General features: G+C 53.8%; 16 protein-coding genes. 15 read left to right on the forward strand and 1 reads right to left on the reverse strand.

Annotation, left to right across the window (positions count from 1 at the left end; translation table 11 throughout):
- Position 1: 1 nt before the first annotated feature.
- From RO22_RS13010 to RO22_RS13035, 6 genes are all read left to right on the forward strand, one after another.
- On the forward strand, positions 2 to 1294 hold the full coding sequence (locus RO22_RS13010; protein ID WP_039858492.1) for a nucleotide sugar dehydrogenase: 1293 nt from the start codon (positions 2 to 4) through the stop codon (positions 1292 to 1294).
- 9 nt (positions 1295 to 1303) lie between these two features.
- Positions 1304 to 2125 carry a hypothetical protein gene (locus RO22_RS13015; protein WP_009286699.1) on the forward strand — a complete coding sequence of 274 codons (822 nt, stop codon included), beginning with the start codon at positions 1304 to 1306 and terminating at the stop codon, positions 2123 to 2125.
- A gap of 104 nt (positions 2126 to 2229) precedes the next feature.
- Complete coding sequence (locus RO22_RS13020; RefSeq protein WP_009286700.1) at positions 2230 to 4083, forward strand: autotransporter assembly complex protein TamA; 1854 nt, start codon at positions 2230 to 2232, stop codon at positions 4081 to 4083.
- A 9-nt stretch (positions 4084 to 4092) separates the two neighbouring features.
- On the forward strand, positions 4093 to 8145 hold the full coding sequence (locus RO22_RS13025) for a translocation/assembly module TamB domain-containing protein (protein WP_041158460.1): 4053 nt from the start codon (positions 4093 to 4095) through the stop codon (positions 8143 to 8145).
- Between the two features lie 11 nt (positions 8146 to 8156).
- A complete protein-coding gene (gene msrA / locus RO22_RS13030; RefSeq protein ID WP_009286702.1) occupies positions 8157 to 8789 on the forward strand; it encodes a peptide-methionine (S)-S-oxide reductase MsrA in 633 nt (210 codons plus the stop codon).
- A gap of 49 nt (positions 8790 to 8838) precedes the next feature.
- Positions 8839 to 9366, forward strand: a complete 528-nt coding sequence (locus RO22_RS13035) for a cytochrome c (RefSeq protein ID WP_009286703.1) — start codon at positions 8839 to 8841, stop codon at positions 9364 to 9366.
- Positions 9367 to 9393: 27 nt separating this feature from the next.
- On the opposite strand, the gene can is transcribed toward RO22_RS13035, so the two are convergent.
- Entirely contained in the window at positions 9394 to 10041 is a 648-nt protein-coding gene (can, locus tag RO22_RS13040; RefSeq protein WP_022523472.1) for a carbonate dehydratase, read from the reverse strand.
- 217 nt (positions 10042 to 10258) lie between these two features.
- Between can and gorA the strand changes: the two genes are divergently transcribed.
- The 9 genes from gorA (at position 10259) to hisI (ending at position 18904) form a co-directional block, all read left to right on the forward strand.
- Complete coding sequence (gene gorA / locus RO22_RS13045; RefSeq protein WP_041158461.1) at positions 10259 to 11641, forward strand: glutathione-disulfide reductase; 1383 nt, start codon at positions 10259 to 10261, stop codon at positions 11639 to 11641.
- 208 nt (positions 11642 to 11849) lie between these two features.
- On the forward strand, positions 11850 to 12428 hold the full coding sequence (gene ectA / locus RO22_RS13050; RefSeq protein ID WP_009286706.1) for a diaminobutyrate acetyltransferase: 579 nt from the start codon (positions 11850 to 11852) through the stop codon (positions 12426 to 12428).
- Positions 12429 to 12534: 106 nt separating this feature from the next.
- Positions 12535 to 13803 (forward strand): diaminobutyrate--2-oxoglutarate transaminase, encoded by a 1269-nt coding sequence (gene ectB / locus RO22_RS13055; RefSeq protein ID WP_022523471.1) that lies wholly within the window; start codon positions 12535 to 12537, stop codon positions 13801 to 13803.
- Positions 13804 to 13905: 102 nt separating this feature from the next.
- A complete protein-coding gene (locus tag RO22_RS13060; RefSeq protein ID WP_022523470.1) occupies positions 13906 to 14298 on the forward strand; it encodes an ectoine synthase in 393 nt (130 codons plus the stop codon).
- A gap of 237 nt (positions 14299 to 14535) precedes the next feature.
- Entirely contained in the window at positions 14536 to 15372 is an 837-nt protein-coding gene (locus RO22_RS13065; RefSeq protein WP_022523469.1) for an ATP-dependent zinc protease, read from the forward strand.
- 33 nt (positions 15373 to 15405) lie between these two features.
- On the forward strand, positions 15406 to 16929 hold the full coding sequence (locus tag RO22_RS13070) for an inactive transglutaminase family protein (protein ID WP_009286710.1): 1524 nt from the start codon (positions 15406 to 15408) through the stop codon (positions 16927 to 16929).
- Entirely contained in the window at positions 16926 to 17939 is a 1014-nt protein-coding gene (locus RO22_RS13075; RefSeq protein WP_009286711.1) for an alpha-L-glutamate ligase-like protein, read from the forward strand. The genes RO22_RS13070 and RO22_RS13075 overlap by 4 nt, the downstream gene beginning before the upstream one ends.
- Before the next feature lie 44 nt (positions 17940 to 17983).
- Entirely contained in the window at positions 17984 to 18430 is a 447-nt protein-coding gene (locus RO22_RS13080; protein WP_027959426.1) for a transcriptional repressor, read from the forward strand.
- A 3-nt stretch (positions 18431 to 18433) separates the two neighbouring features.
- A complete protein-coding gene (hisI, locus tag RO22_RS13085) occupies positions 18434 to 18904 on the forward strand; it encodes a phosphoribosyl-AMP cyclohydrolase (RefSeq protein ID WP_027959427.1) in 471 nt (156 codons plus the stop codon).
- Positions 18905 to 18913: the final 9 nt, after the last annotated feature.

Raw genomic sequence — 18913 nt, forward strand, 5'->3', positions numbered from 1 at the left:
CATGCGGGTGTTGCTTTACGGTAGCGAATTGAGCGCAGCGACGGCCGCCGCTGCGTTGGCCTGGGTCGGGCATCAGGTGCAGTGGTTGCCGCACGCTGACGCCCCCTGGTCAGCACTTTCCCGAGTGGACTGGCTGCGCAGCGAACCTCAGCTGATGGCTCATCTGGAGCAGGGTTTGGCGGATGGGACACTGGAGGTCATTGAGCAGCTTAAAGAGGCGCGCACGCCTGAAGTGATCTGGCTAGCGTTATCTCCTGCGCAGCGTAGCTCAGCCAGTGCGTTGGTTGAAGACCCGCTATTGGTCGATCAGCAGGGCATAGTGCTTATCAATAATTCAACGTTTCCGGTCGGCGAGACCGAGCGCCTGCATGCACTGATGGGCATGCAGCACACCAGCGTGGCACTCCCAGATACGTTGGAAGAGGGGCGGGCGTGGGAGTCGTTTACCCGCCCCACTAGGCGGCTGCTAGGTTGCGATGATGCCACTGGTGAGCAGGTGACCAGGGAACTACTACGCGCCTTTAATCGCCGCAGCGAAGTATTTCAGTGTATGCCGCGCCGCGCTGCAGAGCTCACCAAGCTGGCAATTAACGGCATGCTGGCTACCCGTATCAGTTATATGAATGAAATTGCTGGCTTGGCTGATACCCTGGGGGTGGATGTTGAGCATGTCCGCCAGGGAATGGGCGCTGACTCACGGATCGGGTTTGAGTATCTCTACCCCGGATGTGGGTTTGGCGGGCCGAATTTCTCCCGGGATTTGATGCGCTTGGCCGATGTGCAACTGCAAAGTGGTCGCTATTCAGCACTGCTTGAGCAGGTAATGGATATTAACGAGCAGAAGAAAGAGACCCTGTTTCGCAAACTGTGGGCTCACTTTGCAGGTGAACTGGCGGGTAAAACCGTGGCGATATGGGGTGCGGCGTTTAAGCCCGGCACAGCGCGTATTGACCACGCCCCGGTATTAACGCTGCTTGAGGCTCTTTGGGCGCAAGGAATTAAAGTTCATCTCCACGACCCAGCAGCAGTGCCAGCTCTTCATGCCTTGGTGGGCGAACGTGACGACCTGCGCACCTATACGCATGACCCTTACCAAGCCTGTGAGGGGGCCGATGTACTGATGCTGGTGACTGAATGGAAAACGTATTGGAACCCGGACTGGCACCGACTCGGCTCGCTTTTAAACGCTAAGCTCGTACTAGACGGACGCAATATTTACGACCCTGAGTTCGTTGCCAGCTGTGGATTAATGTACCGAGGTATTGGCCGCCGTGCCGACCCGAAGACTCTTTGAGGAAATGTCATGCCAGACGCTACCGCATCCTCTCGTATTGTGCCCGATGTGGATCAAAGCTTGACGGCGCAACACTTGCGTCACCGAAAGGGGCCCACGCTATGGCCACTATGGCTATGTTTGCTACTGATCATTGCGCTTATGGGCGCGGCGGCGGCTGGACTTTGGTATGAACGTGAACGACTGCTGGGTGAGCTGCACCGGGTAAGTGGGGAAGTCTCCAATGTGCACGCTCGGTTGGATTCGGATGACACGGATGTACAAGATACGATAACCTTTGTACAAGCTCAGATGTCGACGCTTTTCCAAGAGCAGGAGCAGCTGTCAGTGTCGTTAGCCGCTACTCGGGAAGAGTTGTACGGTTTTCTCACTTCTAGCGAGGATACTGTCTCTAGTGATTCCATCAATACACTGTTGCAGCAGTTGTCTCAACTTAGAGAGCAAGCCGAACTGCGCGACAGTCAATTAATGGCGGTGAGGGAATCTCTTGACGCCTTGGAACAAACGGGTTCCTCGGGCCGTCAAAATCTTGTTGAGGAAGTCTCCCATCTGGAGCAATTGACCGAACGGCGCATCAATGGCCTGGATAGTCAGCTCAACAGTGTCAGTAGCGCTTGGGAAGAGCAGCTATCAGCACAAAGAGCAGCGTTCGAGGCACGCTTTAATGAGCTGGAAACATCCGTTGCAGAGATAGAAGCACCCGCAGATCAAGCAGCCCTGGAAGCATTGGAGCAGGAGTGGTCTCAACGGCTGAATTCGCTGGAAAGCGATGTGCGCCAAGTACGCCAGGCGCAGCTTGCTTTCAGTGCCCAGCTAGAGATGTTGCGTTAATAAGGCGCGACGGAAGTATGAGTGTGATTGCTTAATCTTTAACATGCTAATGCGTTGAAATGCTTAGGCGATGAAGCCGCTGATTTAGGTTGGGATAAAAATGTATGGGAAGACAACGGCGATGGACATCAGCCACAAAGCGCACCGTTACTGTTGTGCTACCGCTGTTATGCGTATCACCTAGCGCATGGGCATTAGAAGCGACTGTCACGGGTGTTTCCGATGAGGTCGAAGGCAACATCCAAGCCTACTTACAGAATATCGATGCGGCACAATATACCGAGGTGCGTTTAGAGGGTGAGATCCGCCGACGCACCGAGGAAGCAATGCGTGTTTACGGCTATTACGAACCCGAGATAACCCTTGAGCGCGCCACTGATAAACGTGCGTGGCTGGAAATCGAGCCCGGCCCTCAGGTTGAAATTGAAATTCTGTCAATCAATGTGGAAGGCGATGCGAGTGAAGACCCACCTTTCCAACAGGCCGTAGAGGACTTTCCCTTGGAAGAAGGGGATGTGTTGCGGCACGCCCCCTGGGATCGATTAAGCAGCCAGTTTTCGGGGCTGGCTATTGAGCGCGGTTACTTTGACTGGGGGTTTACCGATCGACGCATGGAAGTGCGTCCGTATCTGCAAAGTGCGCGCCTGTATATGGATTTTGACAGTGGCCCACGCTACCAATTTGGTGAATCCTCCATTACCGGAAGCCATATTGAGCTTGATCGATTGCGTCGCATGCAGCCCTTCGAGCCGGGCGACCCCTATTTGGCGCAGACCCTGGCAGACTATAATCGGTCGCTTGCGGAAACCGGCTGGTTTAGCTCGGTCTCGGTGCGTCCGCGCCTTGAGACCGCCCAAGAGTTGGTTATTTCTCCTCCTGGCGGTGGTGCCCCCTGGTGGAGTGAAGCCACCGCCTCTCAGCCGGAGCGCCCGAGAGTCACCAGTGCTGCTTTGGCCAGCGCGCTAAGTCTTAATAAGCCCAGTGATACCCAACTGCCTATCGATGTCAGTGTTGAACCTGCTGATCGCCATCAGTTTGAAGTGGGTATTGGTTACGCCACCGATGTAGGGCCACGGCTGCGCTTTGGTTGGGATCAACCATGGATTAACCGCTTTGGTCATAGCCTTGATCACGACCTCTATTTATCTGCCCCAGAGCAGCGTTTTACCGGGGTATATAATGTGCCACTGGAAGACCCGCTTCGCGACAGCTATCGGCTTCAGTACGGGGTTCGTAATGTCGATGACAGCGACACCAAGTCGTTAGAAGGCACTGTCGAGCTAGCCCGGCGTTGGGAGTTTGATAACGATTGGGTGCAAACGATCTATTTCCGCACTACTTATGAAGACTTTGAACAGGGCGGCGAAGCGGATCAAGTATGGCTGTTTTATCCAGGTATTCAGTGGTCGCGTACGCGGACACGCCCTCAGCGCTTTCCGTTATGGGGTGATCGCCAGCAGCTCTCGTTAGAGTATTCGGATACCGTTTGGGGTTCGGATGCGACATTCGCTCGTATCACGGGGGATACGGAGTGGATCCGCATGATTGGCAACGATAACCGCTTCTTGGCACGTATTAGCTTAGGCGCCATTGAAACCGATGATTTTGCCAAAATACCGCCATCGCTGCGCTTTTTCGCGGGTGGCGACCGCAGTGTGCGTGGTTACTCCTATGAGAGCTTATCTCCCCGCAACGACGAGGGCCGACTGCGAGGTGGGCAGCAAATGCTCACCTCGACCCTGGAGTATCAGCGTCGCGTGACGGGGGATTGGTGGGGGGCCACGTTTATAGATAACGGCGATGCGTTTGATAACTGGGGGCCTAATGATTTGAAAACGGGCGCCGGGGTCGGGGTACGTTGGGTCTCGCCGGTGGGGCCAATTCGTTTTGACATCGCCCACCCTTTTGACCACGAAGACGATTGGCGTTTGCACTTTTCTATCGGACCGGAATTCTAGGAGAGAGACTTGTCTCAGGTTGAACCAGCTGCGTCTGATAAACGCCGTATGTTGTCTCCAAAGTATCGTGCCTGGCTACTGTTCTGGAGCCTTGTGCGTCTTGTCATCGTGTTGCCTATTTGGCTGTTCGGTATTGTGGCGCTGATTGTCGGGGTGGCGTTATCACCCTGGGGCACTGGGGTGCTGCTCTCGCAGGGGGAGCAGCGTGATTTTTTCTCCTACACGCATCATGAAGGCGGCTTGCTCGACCATTTCCAGCTCGAAGATTTCCAGCTACAGCTAGGCGAAACCCGTATAACCGTGGATGAGTTCGAACTCCAGTGGGCAGATGACTGTGTTCTGTCAGGGCGCCTATGCATCGACACACTGCGTGTGGTGGGCGCCGACATCCAGCTAGGCCCATCCAGTGAGCAAGCGCCACCTCCCGAAGAGGAAGAGAGCCCGCTGACTATTCGTTTTCCTTTCCCCATCGAACTACGTTCTTTGTTGCTGGACGATGTTAACCTCAGGCTTGCCGATGGTACCGAAGTAGCGTGGCGCTCGTTAAGCTCGGCAGCCACCGCTGAAGGAAACACAGTACGCCTCTCGCCAACCCATTTGGAGCAGCCTCGTGTCTATTTGCCACCTTCCCCAGGTGTTCTGCTAACCCAGGGCATTGAAACGCCGCTTTATGCTGAAGCCATCGATGCCGCTATCTTGCTCAACCAACCACCCCAAGAAGCCGTGGCGTCGGTGGAATCTCCAGAGCAGCAGCTTGAAGAACGCGAACGCCTGGAACTACCAGAGATCACGCTACCGGTTGATATCCAGATACCTGAATTCACGCTCAACGATTTTCGATTGGAAGGGGCTACCGAGTACCGCGTCGAGCGACTGCGGCTTGGGCTGTTAACCGAAGGTGATAACGTCGAAGTAACTGAGCTTTCCGTTGTTACCCCGGATGCTGAGGCGGAATTAACCGCGAACGCCACTCTAACCGGCAACTACCCACTCGAAGCTCGCTTGGGCGTCGAACTATTTTTACCTGAGATATACCCTGAGCTAAGTGGCGAAGCTTTAACCTTAACGCTGTCTGGCCCACTGGATGCGCTTGAAGCGCAGTTGGATGCCTCTGGCGCGGTCAATGCGTCCTTGAGGGGGCAAGTCGATGCACTCGCCCCGACGCTGCCGTTTCAACTGCAGCTACAAAGTGACCAAGTTCAGTGGCCGCTGCCTGTCAGCGCAGATGAGAGTAGCAATGAAAGCGTCGATGACAGCACTGAAGAAGAGACAGCCCAAGCCTATATAGTCGATGACCTGGATCTACAGGTCACCGGCAGCCTGAGCGATTATAGTGCTCAATTGGCTCTGGCGGTTGAGGGCCCGAGCCTGCCGCGCACTCAAATTAACGTCACCGGAGAGGGCGATCTCGAGCAGTTTAGCTGGCAACCGCTCACCCTCGCAGTCGACGAAAGTTCCCTGCGCAGCGAAGGCAACATCAGTTGGGTTGCACCGCTACAGGTCAACACCACTATTCGTCTGGATCAGTTTAACCCTGCCCACTTCGTGGATCAGCTTGAGGGTAATTTAAACGGCGACATCGAGCTTACGCTGCGTCAGCAAGAGGATCAGTGGGCAGTTAGCGTACCCAACTTAGCGATTGACGGTGAACTGCGCGACTACCCGCTAACCCTGCAAGCGGCCTTTGATGCTAACAGCAACCTGGAGCTGGAGATTGACGAGTTGCTGTTTACCCAGGGGGAGAATCGCTTAACAGCAAAGGGGCAAATTAGCGAACAGGCCATGTCGTTAAACGCGGACATTGCACTACGCCAGTTGCAAACACTATCGCCAGACTTGGCGGGCACTATCGTCGGTACGCTAGAGGCCAGCGGTAGTTTTAATCAACCGCAATTACTCGCCAATTTACAGGGTGATGGCGTGCGTTTTGGTCAGAATCGTATTGAACGGCTTGTCCTAGATGCTGATGTACAGGGCATTGATGATCCTTCCCTCGACGTACAGCTCGCACTACAAAACGTCAATGCTGGGGGGCAGGCCCTTGCAAACATAGAGGCCAATTTGGCCGGGCGCCTCTCTGAGCATCAGCTTGAACTGACCGCCCAGGGCACAGACAACAGCGTTTTAAGCCGTGCGCTGATTGCCCTGGAAGGCCGCTTTGACCAGCAAGACCAGCTTTACCAAGCCCGCGTAACGCCACTGGAAGTTGATTCTGAGGCGGGGGATATTCGTCTTGAAGCGCCTCTAGACCTGCGCTATGACCTAGCCAATGGTCAGGCGCGCCTATCGCCGTTCTGCCTGCGCCGGGAGCAAGGTGGGCTAGTCTGTTCTGAAGAGGAGATCACTGCCTCTGCGCAACAGGGCAACGCCGTGCTTTCGGTACGTGAAGTGCCAATGGAAATGCTGGAGCCCTTTTTGCCTGAAGAGTGGCAGTTAGAGGGGGATACAACCGCGGATCTTGTTGCCAACTGGCGTCAAGGGGGTGCCCAGTGGCAGGCAGATCTACAAATTCTTAGCGAACTCGCCATTACCGCCGTTAATGATTATGGCCAGCCTGTGCAACTGCCAGAAGTCAGTTTCGACGCTCAGATCGAGGCCAACCAAGCCCAGGCGAATACCAATGTGTCGCTTTCGCTTGCCGAAGCGGGCGATATCAACTTGGACCTAGCGGTTAATGATCCCTTGGGGGCCGGCGCGTTAACTGGCGAGCTGCGTGCAGAAGATGTTTCGCTGCAGCCCTATCGATCCATGTTGGTAGGAATGGAGCGACTGGAGGGCGAATTAACGGGCAACGTCCAAATTACTGGCACCACCGCCGCGCCTGACTTACAAGGCCAGCTTGGACTGCGCGGTATAGGGGTAAGTGGCCCGGATATTCCTGTCGATATTCAGGGTGGCGAACTGGTGGTCTCTTTCGACGGTGAACAGGGGGATATTGACGGCTACCTGGCCGCTGAGCGCGGGCGTTTGGAAATCACCGGTGATGCATATTGGCCAAGCAGTGATGATTGGCGGATTGGCGTCGATCTGAATGCTGTGCAGGAGCCTATCCTGGTCGTTTTGCCCCAGTTTGGACGTCTTGAAGTAGCGCCTGATATCCGTATCCGGGTCACGCCGGAAAGGCTGCAAGTGAGGGGGGATGTGAATTTACCCTGGGCACGGCTTGAAATTGGCGATATGCCCTCATCAGCAGTCACCCCAAGTGGCGATGAAGTGATTATTACCGAGCGCGACGATCGCCAGGCCGAAATTGAGGCTCAGCGAGCGGCTGCCAATGAGGATGATCCAAGTGCCGCGGACGAGCTTGCCGCCACCGGTATGGCCATTGACGTACTGGTGACCTTAACGTTGGGTAGCGATATGCAAATTTCAGCCTACGGCTTGGAATCTGGCTTGGGAGGCGCGCTGGAAATTCGCCAAAGCAGCGGCGCGTTACAGTTATTCGGCGACGTTAATTTGGTCGATGGTCGTTTCCAGGCTTTCGGCCAAGACCTGGTTATCCGCCGCGGTGAACTGCTGTTTAGTGGGCCACCCGGTCTACCTACGCTCGACTTCGAGGCCATTCGCAACCCTGACATTACCGAAGATGACGTTATTGCGGGCTTGCGGGTAACAGGTAGTGCCGAATCTCCGAACGTACTGATCTTTTCTGAACCGGCGATGGATGAATCCCGTGCGCTCTCTTACCTGTTACGGGGTCGCGCACCTGATGCTTCTGGGGGCGGTGTGGATAGCGCACTGACTACCGCGCTGATAGGCATGTCGTTAGGGCGCACCGGTGGGGCGGTTGGTTCCATTGGTGAAGCTTTCGGCATTGATGACTTAACTCTGGACACCACTGGGGCTGGCGATGATAGCCAAGTCGCTGTCAGTGGCCAACTCACCGATGATCTTAGAATTAGTTACGGTGTGGGAATTTTCTCGCCAATTGCCGAACTAACACTACGCTACACGCTGTGGCGTAACCTTTATGTACAGGCCGTCTCGGGTACCAACCAAGCGGTGGACTTAATCTACACCTTTACCCGTTCCGGTAATCCTGAAATCATTCAGCAGCAATAAGTGAGGGTGATATGTCACTATTTTCAAACGCTAGCTCAGGTTCAGGCCGTGTACTGCCTGGACGTGATACGCCCATAGAAACCAGTCAGGTGCATACCATTAATGGGCACTCGATACATCCTCCGTTTCCCGAAGGCCACGAGGAGATCGTGCTAGGCATGGGGTGTTTCTGGGGCGTTGAACGCCTGTTTTGGCAGTTGCCAGGAGTCTATGTCACTGCGGTGGGGTATGCCGGTGGTGAGACACCTAACCCCACCTACGACGAGACATGCACGGGGCGTACTGGCCACACCGAAGTGGTACGGGTGGTTTATGACCCACAGCAAGTCGAGCTGGAAACGTTGTTGCAGGTTTTCTGGGAAGGGCACGACCCGACCCAGGGCAATCGCCAGGGGAACGATATTGGCTCGCAGTATCGCTCCGCCATTTTTACCACCAGCCAAGCGCAGCAAACGGTAGCCGAGCAGAGTGCGGCAGCGTACCAACAGGCGCTCGACAAAGCGGGCAGAGGGGCAATCACTACTGAGATTAAGCCGCTAGAAACATTTTATTACGCAGAGGCTTACCATCAGCAGTACCTGGATAAAAACCCTCATGGCTACTGCGGCTTAAAAGGTACGGGTGTCACCTGCCCGATAGGTTAAAACGTGCGCACTAAACCTTTGACTACCGAATCATCGACAGGAAGCCATTATGCAGCAACGCCATTACCTGAAGTGGGCTTCCCCCCGCGGCACGGCAGCCAGCGCTTTAGCATTAATGCTCTGCACGCCGCTGGCTTGGGCAGGCGAGGAAACGAGCGCCCTGGCCATGCCCCAAGCCGTCAGCGACACGCCATTCGCAAGTGAGCGCGAAGCCGTGGTTTGGCGCCGAGAAGAGCTTAAAGATATTGAAAGTCTGGTGCGTCAGCTGCGCTTTGATCTAATCAATAATCAAGATCTTGAGGCTGCAATGCCGCGGTTACTTGAGCTGCAAGAGCGTGCCAGCGCTGATCGTTTGCTACCTGCGTTTATTGAGGGCACCCACGGCAGTGGTTCTGAAGCGCGGGCATCCATATGGGAAGAGTGGGGTGAGTTCGCCGCCGGTTTTAGCGATCTGGAGGATAAAATCGCTAATTTAATTGATGTAGCCGAGCAAGAGGATACTCGAAACACTGCCCGAGCGCTTTCAGAAGTGGGCGCGAGCTGTAAGAGCTGCCATCGTGCCTACCGCTACGACTAAGCGTAGCGGTAGGCATTGGGGGAGTGCTTAATCGCCTTGCTGGATGCGGTCAATACGGTAAAGTGTTTCCACTTGTTCTAAACCACTTACGGTGCAGTTAAGATCTTTAACGCGGCCATCGCTTAATCCGTAGACCCAGCCATGCACCGAAATCTGCTGACCTCGCTGCCAAGCGCGCTGCAAAATTTTGGTGCGGCACAAACTGTTTACCTGGGCTTTCACGTTGAGCTCGCACATGCGATCGATTTGATCTTCCAGTGGGAGGTGGTCAAGCGAATTCCTGTGATGGTTGTACTGTTCGCGCACTGAGTGCAGCCAGTAATCCACCACGCCACATTCGCCTCCCATCATGGCGGCCTTAATGCCCCCGCAGCCATAGTGACCGACAATCATGATATGGCTGACTTTAAGAACATCCACCGCGAACTGAACCACCGAGAGGGCGTTCATATCGGTGTGGTGTAGCAAGTTGGCGACGTTGCGGTGTACGAAAACTTCCCCAGGCGGGAGTGCAATAATTTGATTCGCCGGTACTCGGCTGTCGGAGCAGCCAATCCATAAATAATCGGGGTTCTGCTGGTTCGAAAGGCGCTTAAAGTAGTCGGGGTCTTCTTCGCACATACGCTCAGCCCAGGCGCGATTATTGTCGAGTAGCGTCGCAATAGGGTCAGACATAGCGTCTCCAGAAAAGTTAAAGGGCGTTAAGTCGCTGGTAGATAAGCGGGTTATCAAAGCCCTACTCAGGGTGGAATTAGGCCTTGTATAACCTAGGCCAGTACAAAATAGCAGCAGAAGGTTTTAACCTTCCCGGGTAGTCAGGTCAACCACTGCACTTGACCAATGGGCAACCCGATATTGATTCATACGAATTCTAACTCCCCAGGAGCAAATCATGGCAGACGTTTCTGAATACGAATATGACCTTCTGGTTATTGGCGCAGGCTCTGGTGGTGTACGCACCGCGCGTATGGCCGCGGCTACCGGCGCCAAAGTGGCCATTGCCGAAGATCGCTACCTGGGCGGAACCTGTGTCAACGTTGGCTGTGTGCCCAAGAAGCTTTACTCCTACGCTGCCCATTTCCATGACAGTTTTGATGATGCGGCAGGTTTTGGCTGGCAGCTGCCTGGCCCCGCCAGCTTCGATTGGGCCACACTGCGCGACAACAAAATCAGTGAAATCAAGCGCCTGAATGGCATTTATCAGCGCATGCTGGAAGGCGCTGGAGTAACGCTCTTCAATGCACGAGCACGCTTGGCCGATGCACACACGGTGACCTTAAGCGGCGAGCATGGCGATATATCGGTGACTGCACAAAAAATCGTTCTGGCTACTGGTGGATGGCCCTGGGTACCCGATTTTCCTGGCAGTGAACACGCACTGGATTCCAATCAGATTTTTGATCTAGATACTTTTCCTAAGCGCTTTTTAGTGCTTGGCGGTGGCTATATTGCGGTGGAATTTTCGAGTATCTTTAATGGTCTGGGCAGCGAGACGCACCTCATCTACCGTGGCGAGCTGTTTTTAAAAGGCTTTGATCAACAGGTTCGCGAGTTCACCTGCGCGGAAATGGAAAGAAAGGGAGTCAACCTCCATTTCAACACTAACATCGAGCGTATTGAGCGCAGCCAAGACGGCTACAATGTTCACCTTACCAACGGCAACGTGCTTGAAGTCGATGTGGTGCTCGCAGCCACAGGGCGCAAGGCGAATATCCGTGAGCTAGGGCTTGAAGCGTTGGGCCTATGCCTGGATGAGGCGGGCAAAATCCCCGTAAACGAGCGGTTTGAAACAGCGCTGCCTTCAATTTTAGCCTTGGGCGACCTGACGGCTGGGCCGGAATTAACACCGGTAGCACTGGCTGAGGCGATGCAGCTTGTCGACGCCCACTTTGCCGATACGGTTCCCAAACCGTTGGACTACACTACGATCCCTACCGCCGTTTTTTGCCATCCCAACATCGGTACCGTGGGTCTTTCCGAGGAGGCCGCGCGGGAAAAATTCACCCATATTCGCGTGTATAGCACCGATTTTCGCGCCATGAAGCACACCCTATCGGGTAGCCAAGAGCGCACCTTAATGAAGCTGGTCGTGGACGATGCTACCGATGTGGTCGTAGGGGCCCATATGGTCGGAGATGACGCGGGTGAAATTATTCAGGGAATTGCTATCGCGGTAAGAGCTGGCCTTACCAAGCTGGACTTTGACCGCACCGTAGGCATCCACCCAACGGGGGCCGAGGAGTTCGTCACGCTGCGTACGCTGACACGCAGATAAGCATATTAAAAGTGAAGGCGTGCCCATGGGCGCGCCTTTTTTTGTAGGCTACTTGCACTATTCTAAAAGAGATAGCGGCGAGCGGTGGTTATGCTACTCGATCATAACAAAAAATTATGGAAAGCGAGGTGTAGAATAATATGATTTTTGAATTGCTCATAATCAGCTGTTATAATGAACATCAAATTCGCTACAGCGAAGCATAACTATGAGTACGCCGACACAACCTTTTACCCCCTCTGCTGACCTTGCTAGGCCAACGGTGGCTGATGCTGTTGTGGGTCATGCGGAGATGCCGCTGTTTATTCGCAAACCCAATGCGGATGATGGCTGGGGAGTTTACGAGCTGGTCAAAGCTTGCCCTCCGCTGGATGTGAATTCAGCCTACGCCTACTTGCTACTGGCGACTCAGTTTCGTGATACCTGCGCAGTGGCTACCAATGAAGAGGGCGAAATCGTTGGTTTTGTTTCTGGCTATGTTAAGGATAATGCTCCAGACACCTACTTTTTATGGCAAGTGGCTGTCGGTGAAAAAGCACGTGGTACAGGGCTAGCGCGACGCTTGGTCGAGGCTATTATGTCCCGCCCTGAGCTTGATGATGTGCATCACCTTGAAACCACCATCACCCCTGACAATCTAGCCTCTTGGGGCTTATTCCGTCGCTTGGCGGCACGCTGGCATGCGCCGCTCAATAGCCGCGAATACTTCTCTACCGAACAGCTCGGAGGAGAGCATGACCCGGAAAACCTGGTTCGTATCGGCCCGTTCCAAACAGATCGCATCTAATACGTCGTTTTGCTAGATACACGTATCGGACTTACCGTTTTTCCCGCTCATGTTGCTTCGGGCAAGTAATGCCTAAAGTTAAAATGATCAACCAAGGAGGTCGCTAATGCAGACCCAGACGCTTGAACGCATGGAATCCAATGTACGTACTTATTCTCGTTCGTTTCCGGTGGTATTTACCAAAGCGCAAAATGCGCGCCTAACCGATGAGAATGGCCGTGAGTACATTGATTTCCTCGCCGGCGCGGGCACGCTGAACTACGGCCACAATAATCCGCATATGAAACAGGCGATGATTGATTACCTGTCGACTGACGGTGTTGTTCACGGTTTGGATATGTGGACCAATGCCAAGCGTGATTATCTTGAAACGCTGGAAGAAGTTATTTTCAAGCCACGCGGGCTGGATTATAAAGTGCATCTGCCTGGCCCAACCGGTACCAATGCCGTAGAGGCCGCTATCCGCTTGGCTCGTGTGGCTAAAGGCCGTCACAACATTGTCACCTTCACCAATGGTTTCCACGGCGTCACCATGGGGGCTTTGGCGACCACGGGTAATCGTAAATTCCGTGAAGCCACGGGTGGCATACCCACCCAGGGTGCTAGCTTCCTGCCTTATGATGGCTACATGGGTGAGCATACCGATACGCTGGATTATTTTGAAAAGCTGCTCAGCGACAAATCTGGCGGTTTGGATATTCCAGCGGGTGTCATCATTGAAACCGTGCAAGGCGAGGGCGGTATTAACGTTGCAGGCTTGGAGTGGTTGAAGCGTCTCGAAGGGATCTGCCGTGCCCACGACATTCTGCTGATTATCGATGATATTCAGGCAGGTTGTGGCCGTACAGGTAAGTTCTTTAGCTTCGAACACGCGGGTATTACGCCCGACATTATTACCAACTCGAAATCGCTTTCCGGTTTTGGCCTGCCATTTGCCCATGTTTTGATGCGCCCAGAGCTGGATAAATGGAAACCGGGTCAATATAACGGCACTTTCCGTGGTTTCAGCCTGGCGATGGTGACCGCCACCGCTGCGTTGAAAAAATACTGGACTAATGACACCTTTGAGCGTGATGTTCAGCGCAAAGGGCGTATTGTAGAAGAGCGCTTCCAGAAGTTAGCAGCGCTGTTAACGGAGCACGGCATGCCTGCCACTGAACGTGGTCGTGGCTTGATGCGCGGTATTGACGTTGTGTCGGGTGATATTGCCGATAAAATTACCAGTAAAGCCTTTGAGCATGGTCTGGTAATTGAAACCAGTGGTCAGGATGGTGAAGTGGTTAAGTGCCTATGCCCGCTAACCATTAGCGATGATGACCTGCTGGAAGGTTTGGATATTCTCGAAATGTGCGTTAAAGCTGTTGCTAGCGAATAACCTGGCGGTATATTAAGCGTTACGCTGAAGCAGTAGCTCACAGTTTTTAGTTAGGGATATAGCGGCTGGTAGTCGCCAGTCGTTTTGCAACGGAGTACTCCTATGATCGTTCGTAATCTTGATGAAGCGCGTAAAACAGATCGCCTAGTGACCGCTGAAAATGGTAACTGGGACAGCACGCGCCTTGTTCTGGCCAACGATAATGCAGGTTTTTCGTTCCATATTACCCGCATTTTTCCAGGCACCGAGACACATATCCATTACAAAAATCACTACGAAGCAGTGTTTTGCTACGAAGGTGAAGGCGAAGTTGAAACCCTGGCTGACGGTAAAATCTGGCCGATCAAAGCAGGCGACATTTATCTACTCGACCAGCATGATGAACACTTGCTGCGTGGCAAAGAGAAGGGCATGACGGTTGCCTGCGTCTTTACTCCACCGATCACAGGTAATGAAGTTCACCAGGAAGATGGCTCGTACGCAGCCCCAGAGTAAATCGTGCTAGCGTGAGATAGACTACGTGATAGATCAGAAGGCAGCCTGCTAAATATGCGGGCTGCCTTTTTTGAAATGGACGAGCGCAATTTTACCCATAGCGGCCTCACTGGTTCGCTTAATATATATTATGTTAAATTAGATAAAATAGGTGCTCCAAAAGCGATGATGGCGTTGGACACTAGACCCCCATCTCCTTATCATTCCCCAACCTATTGTCCAAGGATATCTCTCGTTATGCGCCCAGGTGTTTTGTGGCTTATCGCTGGCTTGTCGCTTTCGATCGCAGGCTGTGCAGCAACCCAGCCGGAAACGAATCAACCGCCCCCTTTAAGCGAAGCCTCATTCAATTCTCGTATCCTGGAGTTAGAGAGCCAGCTAACGCAACAATGTGACACCCGCATTAATTTGCAGCAACGCCAGCTTGATCACCAGCAGGCATTGACCGCTGATATGCGTGAAGTGGGCAGTTTATTGCGTTACCTTCGCCAAGACGTACAGCAATTGGAAGCTCGCGGTGAAGAGCCGGTCATCATACGTGAAGAGTGTGAGATTGATGAGAGCTTGACCACTAAAACGTTACTGGGCCGCAGCGAATGGGTTGGCTTACCAAGCCTTGGCACCTACCTCAAAGCGCGAGTCGATTCAGGAGCCAACACCTCGTCCCTTTCTGCTGCCGAGATCACTCGCTTCGAGCGTGACGGTGAAGATTGGGTGCGCTTCAAGTTGGCGCTGAACGACGACGACGTGGCGGTTGAGTCGCAGCGCGATGAGTGGGTTGAAGCGCCTATCGTGCGCCGAGTGCGCATTGTTCAAGCCTCTGGCGAAGAGTCACGCCCCGTCATTTCTCTGTTAATGACTCTAGGGCCGATTCGTGAAAATGTCGAATTTACCCTCAATGACCGCTCTCATCTTGATTATCCAGTGCTGCTAGGACGGCGTTTTTTGATGGATATTGCGGTAATTGATGTAGCCGATACTTACTTGCATGAGCGCCCCGAATTTCCTGGTGGCGAACCAGCGGACCAAGCTGCTGAAGATGAAGCAGTTGACGAAGACGATAGCGAAGAGTAACCGCTCTGACGCTTCACGAGGAAAGGAATCTCCATGTCACGGTTAATGTTCTATATTATTGTCGGCCTTTTGCTAGTCGCGGGCGTAGCGACCAGCGTGCACCGCCATGTGCAGTTTGAAATTCCATGGTTGCCTGGTGAACAGCGCCAGGTGTGGGAGATTGAGGCGGGCATTACCTTTAATGCTCAGGACGGCCCCGTCCAGGTCGACTTGGCGTTGCCTTCCCATCAGGCAGGCTACCGTGTACTGACTGAAAACACCGCATCATCAGGGTATGGGCTTGCTTATCAGGCGGATGATTTAGGCCGCACCGCCCGCTGGACTATTCGTGAAGCAGTGGGTAGCCAAACATTATACTACTCGGTTCAGATGCTGGTATCTCAAGATGCTCGCTCGCCGGTGCAGACACCCCCTGAAATCCCCGTCACAACGCCTTGGGAAAGCCCCTATGACACTGCGGCTAATCAGCTTATCGAACAAGCCTGGGCGCGCAGTGCCAATAACGCCACCTTCGCCCGTGAGTTAATACGTGATATTAACGGCGAGCGTCAATCTGAAAATGCCCGTCTGCTGCTGACGCAAGAGAATCCGGCGGCCTTGGTGGTGCGGTTGCTAAACCAGGCAGGCGTATTAGCGCGTGAAGTGAGCGGCCTGCTTCTGGAAGATGGTCGTCGTCGCCAAACGCTTAGCAGTTGGATTCAGGTGTTTAACGAGTCAGGTGAAGAATGGTCAATTTTCCATCCACTGACGGGTGAGCAAGGTAAGCCTGACAACCTGCTGCTATGGGAAACCGGTGGTCGAGCGGTATTAGAAGTTCAGGGCGGCACCAACTCACGGGTTTCTTTCTCAATGATGACCCATGACCAGCCTGCTTCGGCGGCGGTGCGCAACCACTACTCTGAAGATACGCTACTGAATTTCTCCATTCACAGCCTGCCACTGGAGGAGCAAGCGCTATTCCAAACTATCTTGCTGATTCCCATTGGTGCGTTAATGGTGGTGTTTTTGCGTGTGCTGGTGGGCATCAAAACGTCCGGTACCTTTATGCCGGTGCTGATCGCCCTCGCCTTCATTCAAACCACCCTTCCTACGGGTTTGATTGGCTTCCTGCTTATCGTTGCCGTCGGTCTGATTATTCGTAACTATCTCTCCTACTTGAATTTATTACTGGTGGCCAGGGTCTCGGCGGTGATCATAACGGTGATTGCGATTATCTCGATCTTCACCGTATTGGCCTACCGCATGGGGCTCAGTGCTGGCTTAACGATCACCTTCTTCCCGATGATCATCCTGGCCTGGACCATCGAGCGGATGTCGATACTTTGGGAAGAGGAAGGCCCTAAGCAGGTGCTAATCCAAGGCGGCGGCAGTTTGATCACGGCTATCCTTGCCTACCTGGCGATGAATAATCCCTGGGTACGTCATATCACCTTCAACTTCCTGGGCGTTCAGTTGATATTGATGGCGTTGATCTTGCTGCTGGGCAATTACACCGGCTACCGTTTATTGGAGCTGCGTCGCTTCAAGCCGATCACTGACGATGAGAAGCCCTCATGAGTTGGCTGAAGAATTGGACGTGGCCCACGCGCCTGCGGGATAAAGGTATTATCGGCATGAATCGGCGTAATATTCGCTACATTGGCCGATATAATAGCCGCCGTCTCTATCCCCTTGTCGATGACAAGCTTAAAACCAAGCTACTGGCTCAGCAGTATGGGATTACCACGCCCGAGCTGATTGGCACCGTAACAACCCAATTTGGCGTTAAGCATATTGGCGCCATGCTCACGGGGCACGCGGGCTTCGTCATCAAGCCTGCTAAGGGAAGCGGCGGTAAGGGCATCCTGGTGATTGAAAAGGTCGAAGATAACGCCTTTATCAAGCCTAGTGGTACCACGCTCTCTCTTACCGACGTTGAGCGACATGTGTCGAATATTCTGTCAGGGCTCTACTCATTGGGCGGCTCGCCTGATGTGGCGGTGATTGAAACACTGATTAATTTCGATGAAAGCCTGATGGATTACACCTATGAAGGTGTTCCTGATATCCGGGTTATCGTCTTCAAGGGCTACCCGGTGATGGCCATGATGCGCCTTTCCACCGCAGCATCCGACGGTAAAGCTAACCTGCACCAAGGGGCGGTAGGCGTTGGCTTGAACATCGCTACCGGGGCTGCCCTGCGCGCCGTTCAGTTTGACCGCCCTTGCTTTAGTCATCCGGACACGGGGCACGATCTGGCAAGTTTGGTCGTTCCCCAGTGGGAAACGCTGCTTAACTTAGCGGCGGGTTGTTATGAAATGACCGGTCTAGGTTACCTGGGTACTGATATGGTGCTGGATCGTAAATACGGGCCGATGCTGCTTGAGCTCAACGCCAGGCCTGGCTTGGCTATTCAAATGACCAATGGTGAAGGTTTGCGCCGTCGCCTCGATCTGATTGAACGTCAACCCGATGGCGTGCCCGCTAAACAACGGGTAGCTTTTGCCCAGCACCATTTTGCGCGACAAAGTGAGCTGGTAGACAGCGAATCGGTAGAAAGCTCTGACACCGCTTCCACCGGCGCGTAGACTACTAACGAGAGCCTAGGCTAACAACGTTCAACGAGTTGCCCATGACCCAAGCGAGTACACTACTACAGCAGGCGGAGTCTCAGTGCCATATCCGCGGCGTCCGCTTCACCCCTATTCGCCGACGCGTGCTGGAGATGATCGCCGAAAATGGCGGCGGGCTAAAAGCCTATGACCTGCTCGATAAGCTCTCTACTGAGCATGCTGCTGCCCGCCCCCCGACGGTTTATCGGGCGCTTGAGTTCTTGATTGATCAAGGCTTGGTGCATCGCATTGAGTCGCAGAACTCCTACGTGGCCTGCGCTTGCCCAGAGCATGCGCATGGTTTTCAACTACTGATTTGCCGTCACTGCGGCTATGTCGAAGAGCTGCACTTGGACGAGATAAGCGATCAACTGGCGGCGCTGGCAAAACGCCAGGGCTTTAACGTTGAGCGCCAAACCATTGAGCTTCAAGGGCTTTGTCAGGACTGCCGAACAGTTAGCGAGTAATTTATGTCCCGTTTTGATCACGTCGCGCCGGATGCTCTGTTTAAGCAACTCGAGCGTGCTGCCCCAGAAGATAGTCTTCCCGCTGTGGCCACTTTGCTAGCCGCGGTGCGTTTTAATGCTGATGGTTTGATCCCTGCCATTGCTCAGCAGCACGATACTAACGAAGTGTTGATGATGGCCTGGATGAACCGTGAGGCGCTGGAAGAGACGTTAACCACCCAGCGTGTTTGCTACTATTCGCGCTCGCGGGGAAAACTGTGGCGCAAGGGTGAGTCATCGGGCCAGCAGCAGCAGCTTGTTTCTGCTGCGTTGGATTGCGATGGTGATACGCTGTTGTTGCAAGTTGAACAAACAGGGCCTGCTTGCCACACCGGGCGGCGCAGCTGTTTCTATATTGCCGTGGATGGAGAGCAGGCCTCAATTACCAGCAATCCGCTGATTGATCCTGACGACCTGTACGGCAAAAAAACCTAGTTCTGCCTA

Source organism: Halomonas sp. KHS3, from assembly GCF_000830495.1.
Taxonomy (GTDB): Bacteria; Pseudomonadota; Gammaproteobacteria; order Pseudomonadales; family Halomonadaceae; genus Vreelandella; species Vreelandella titanicae.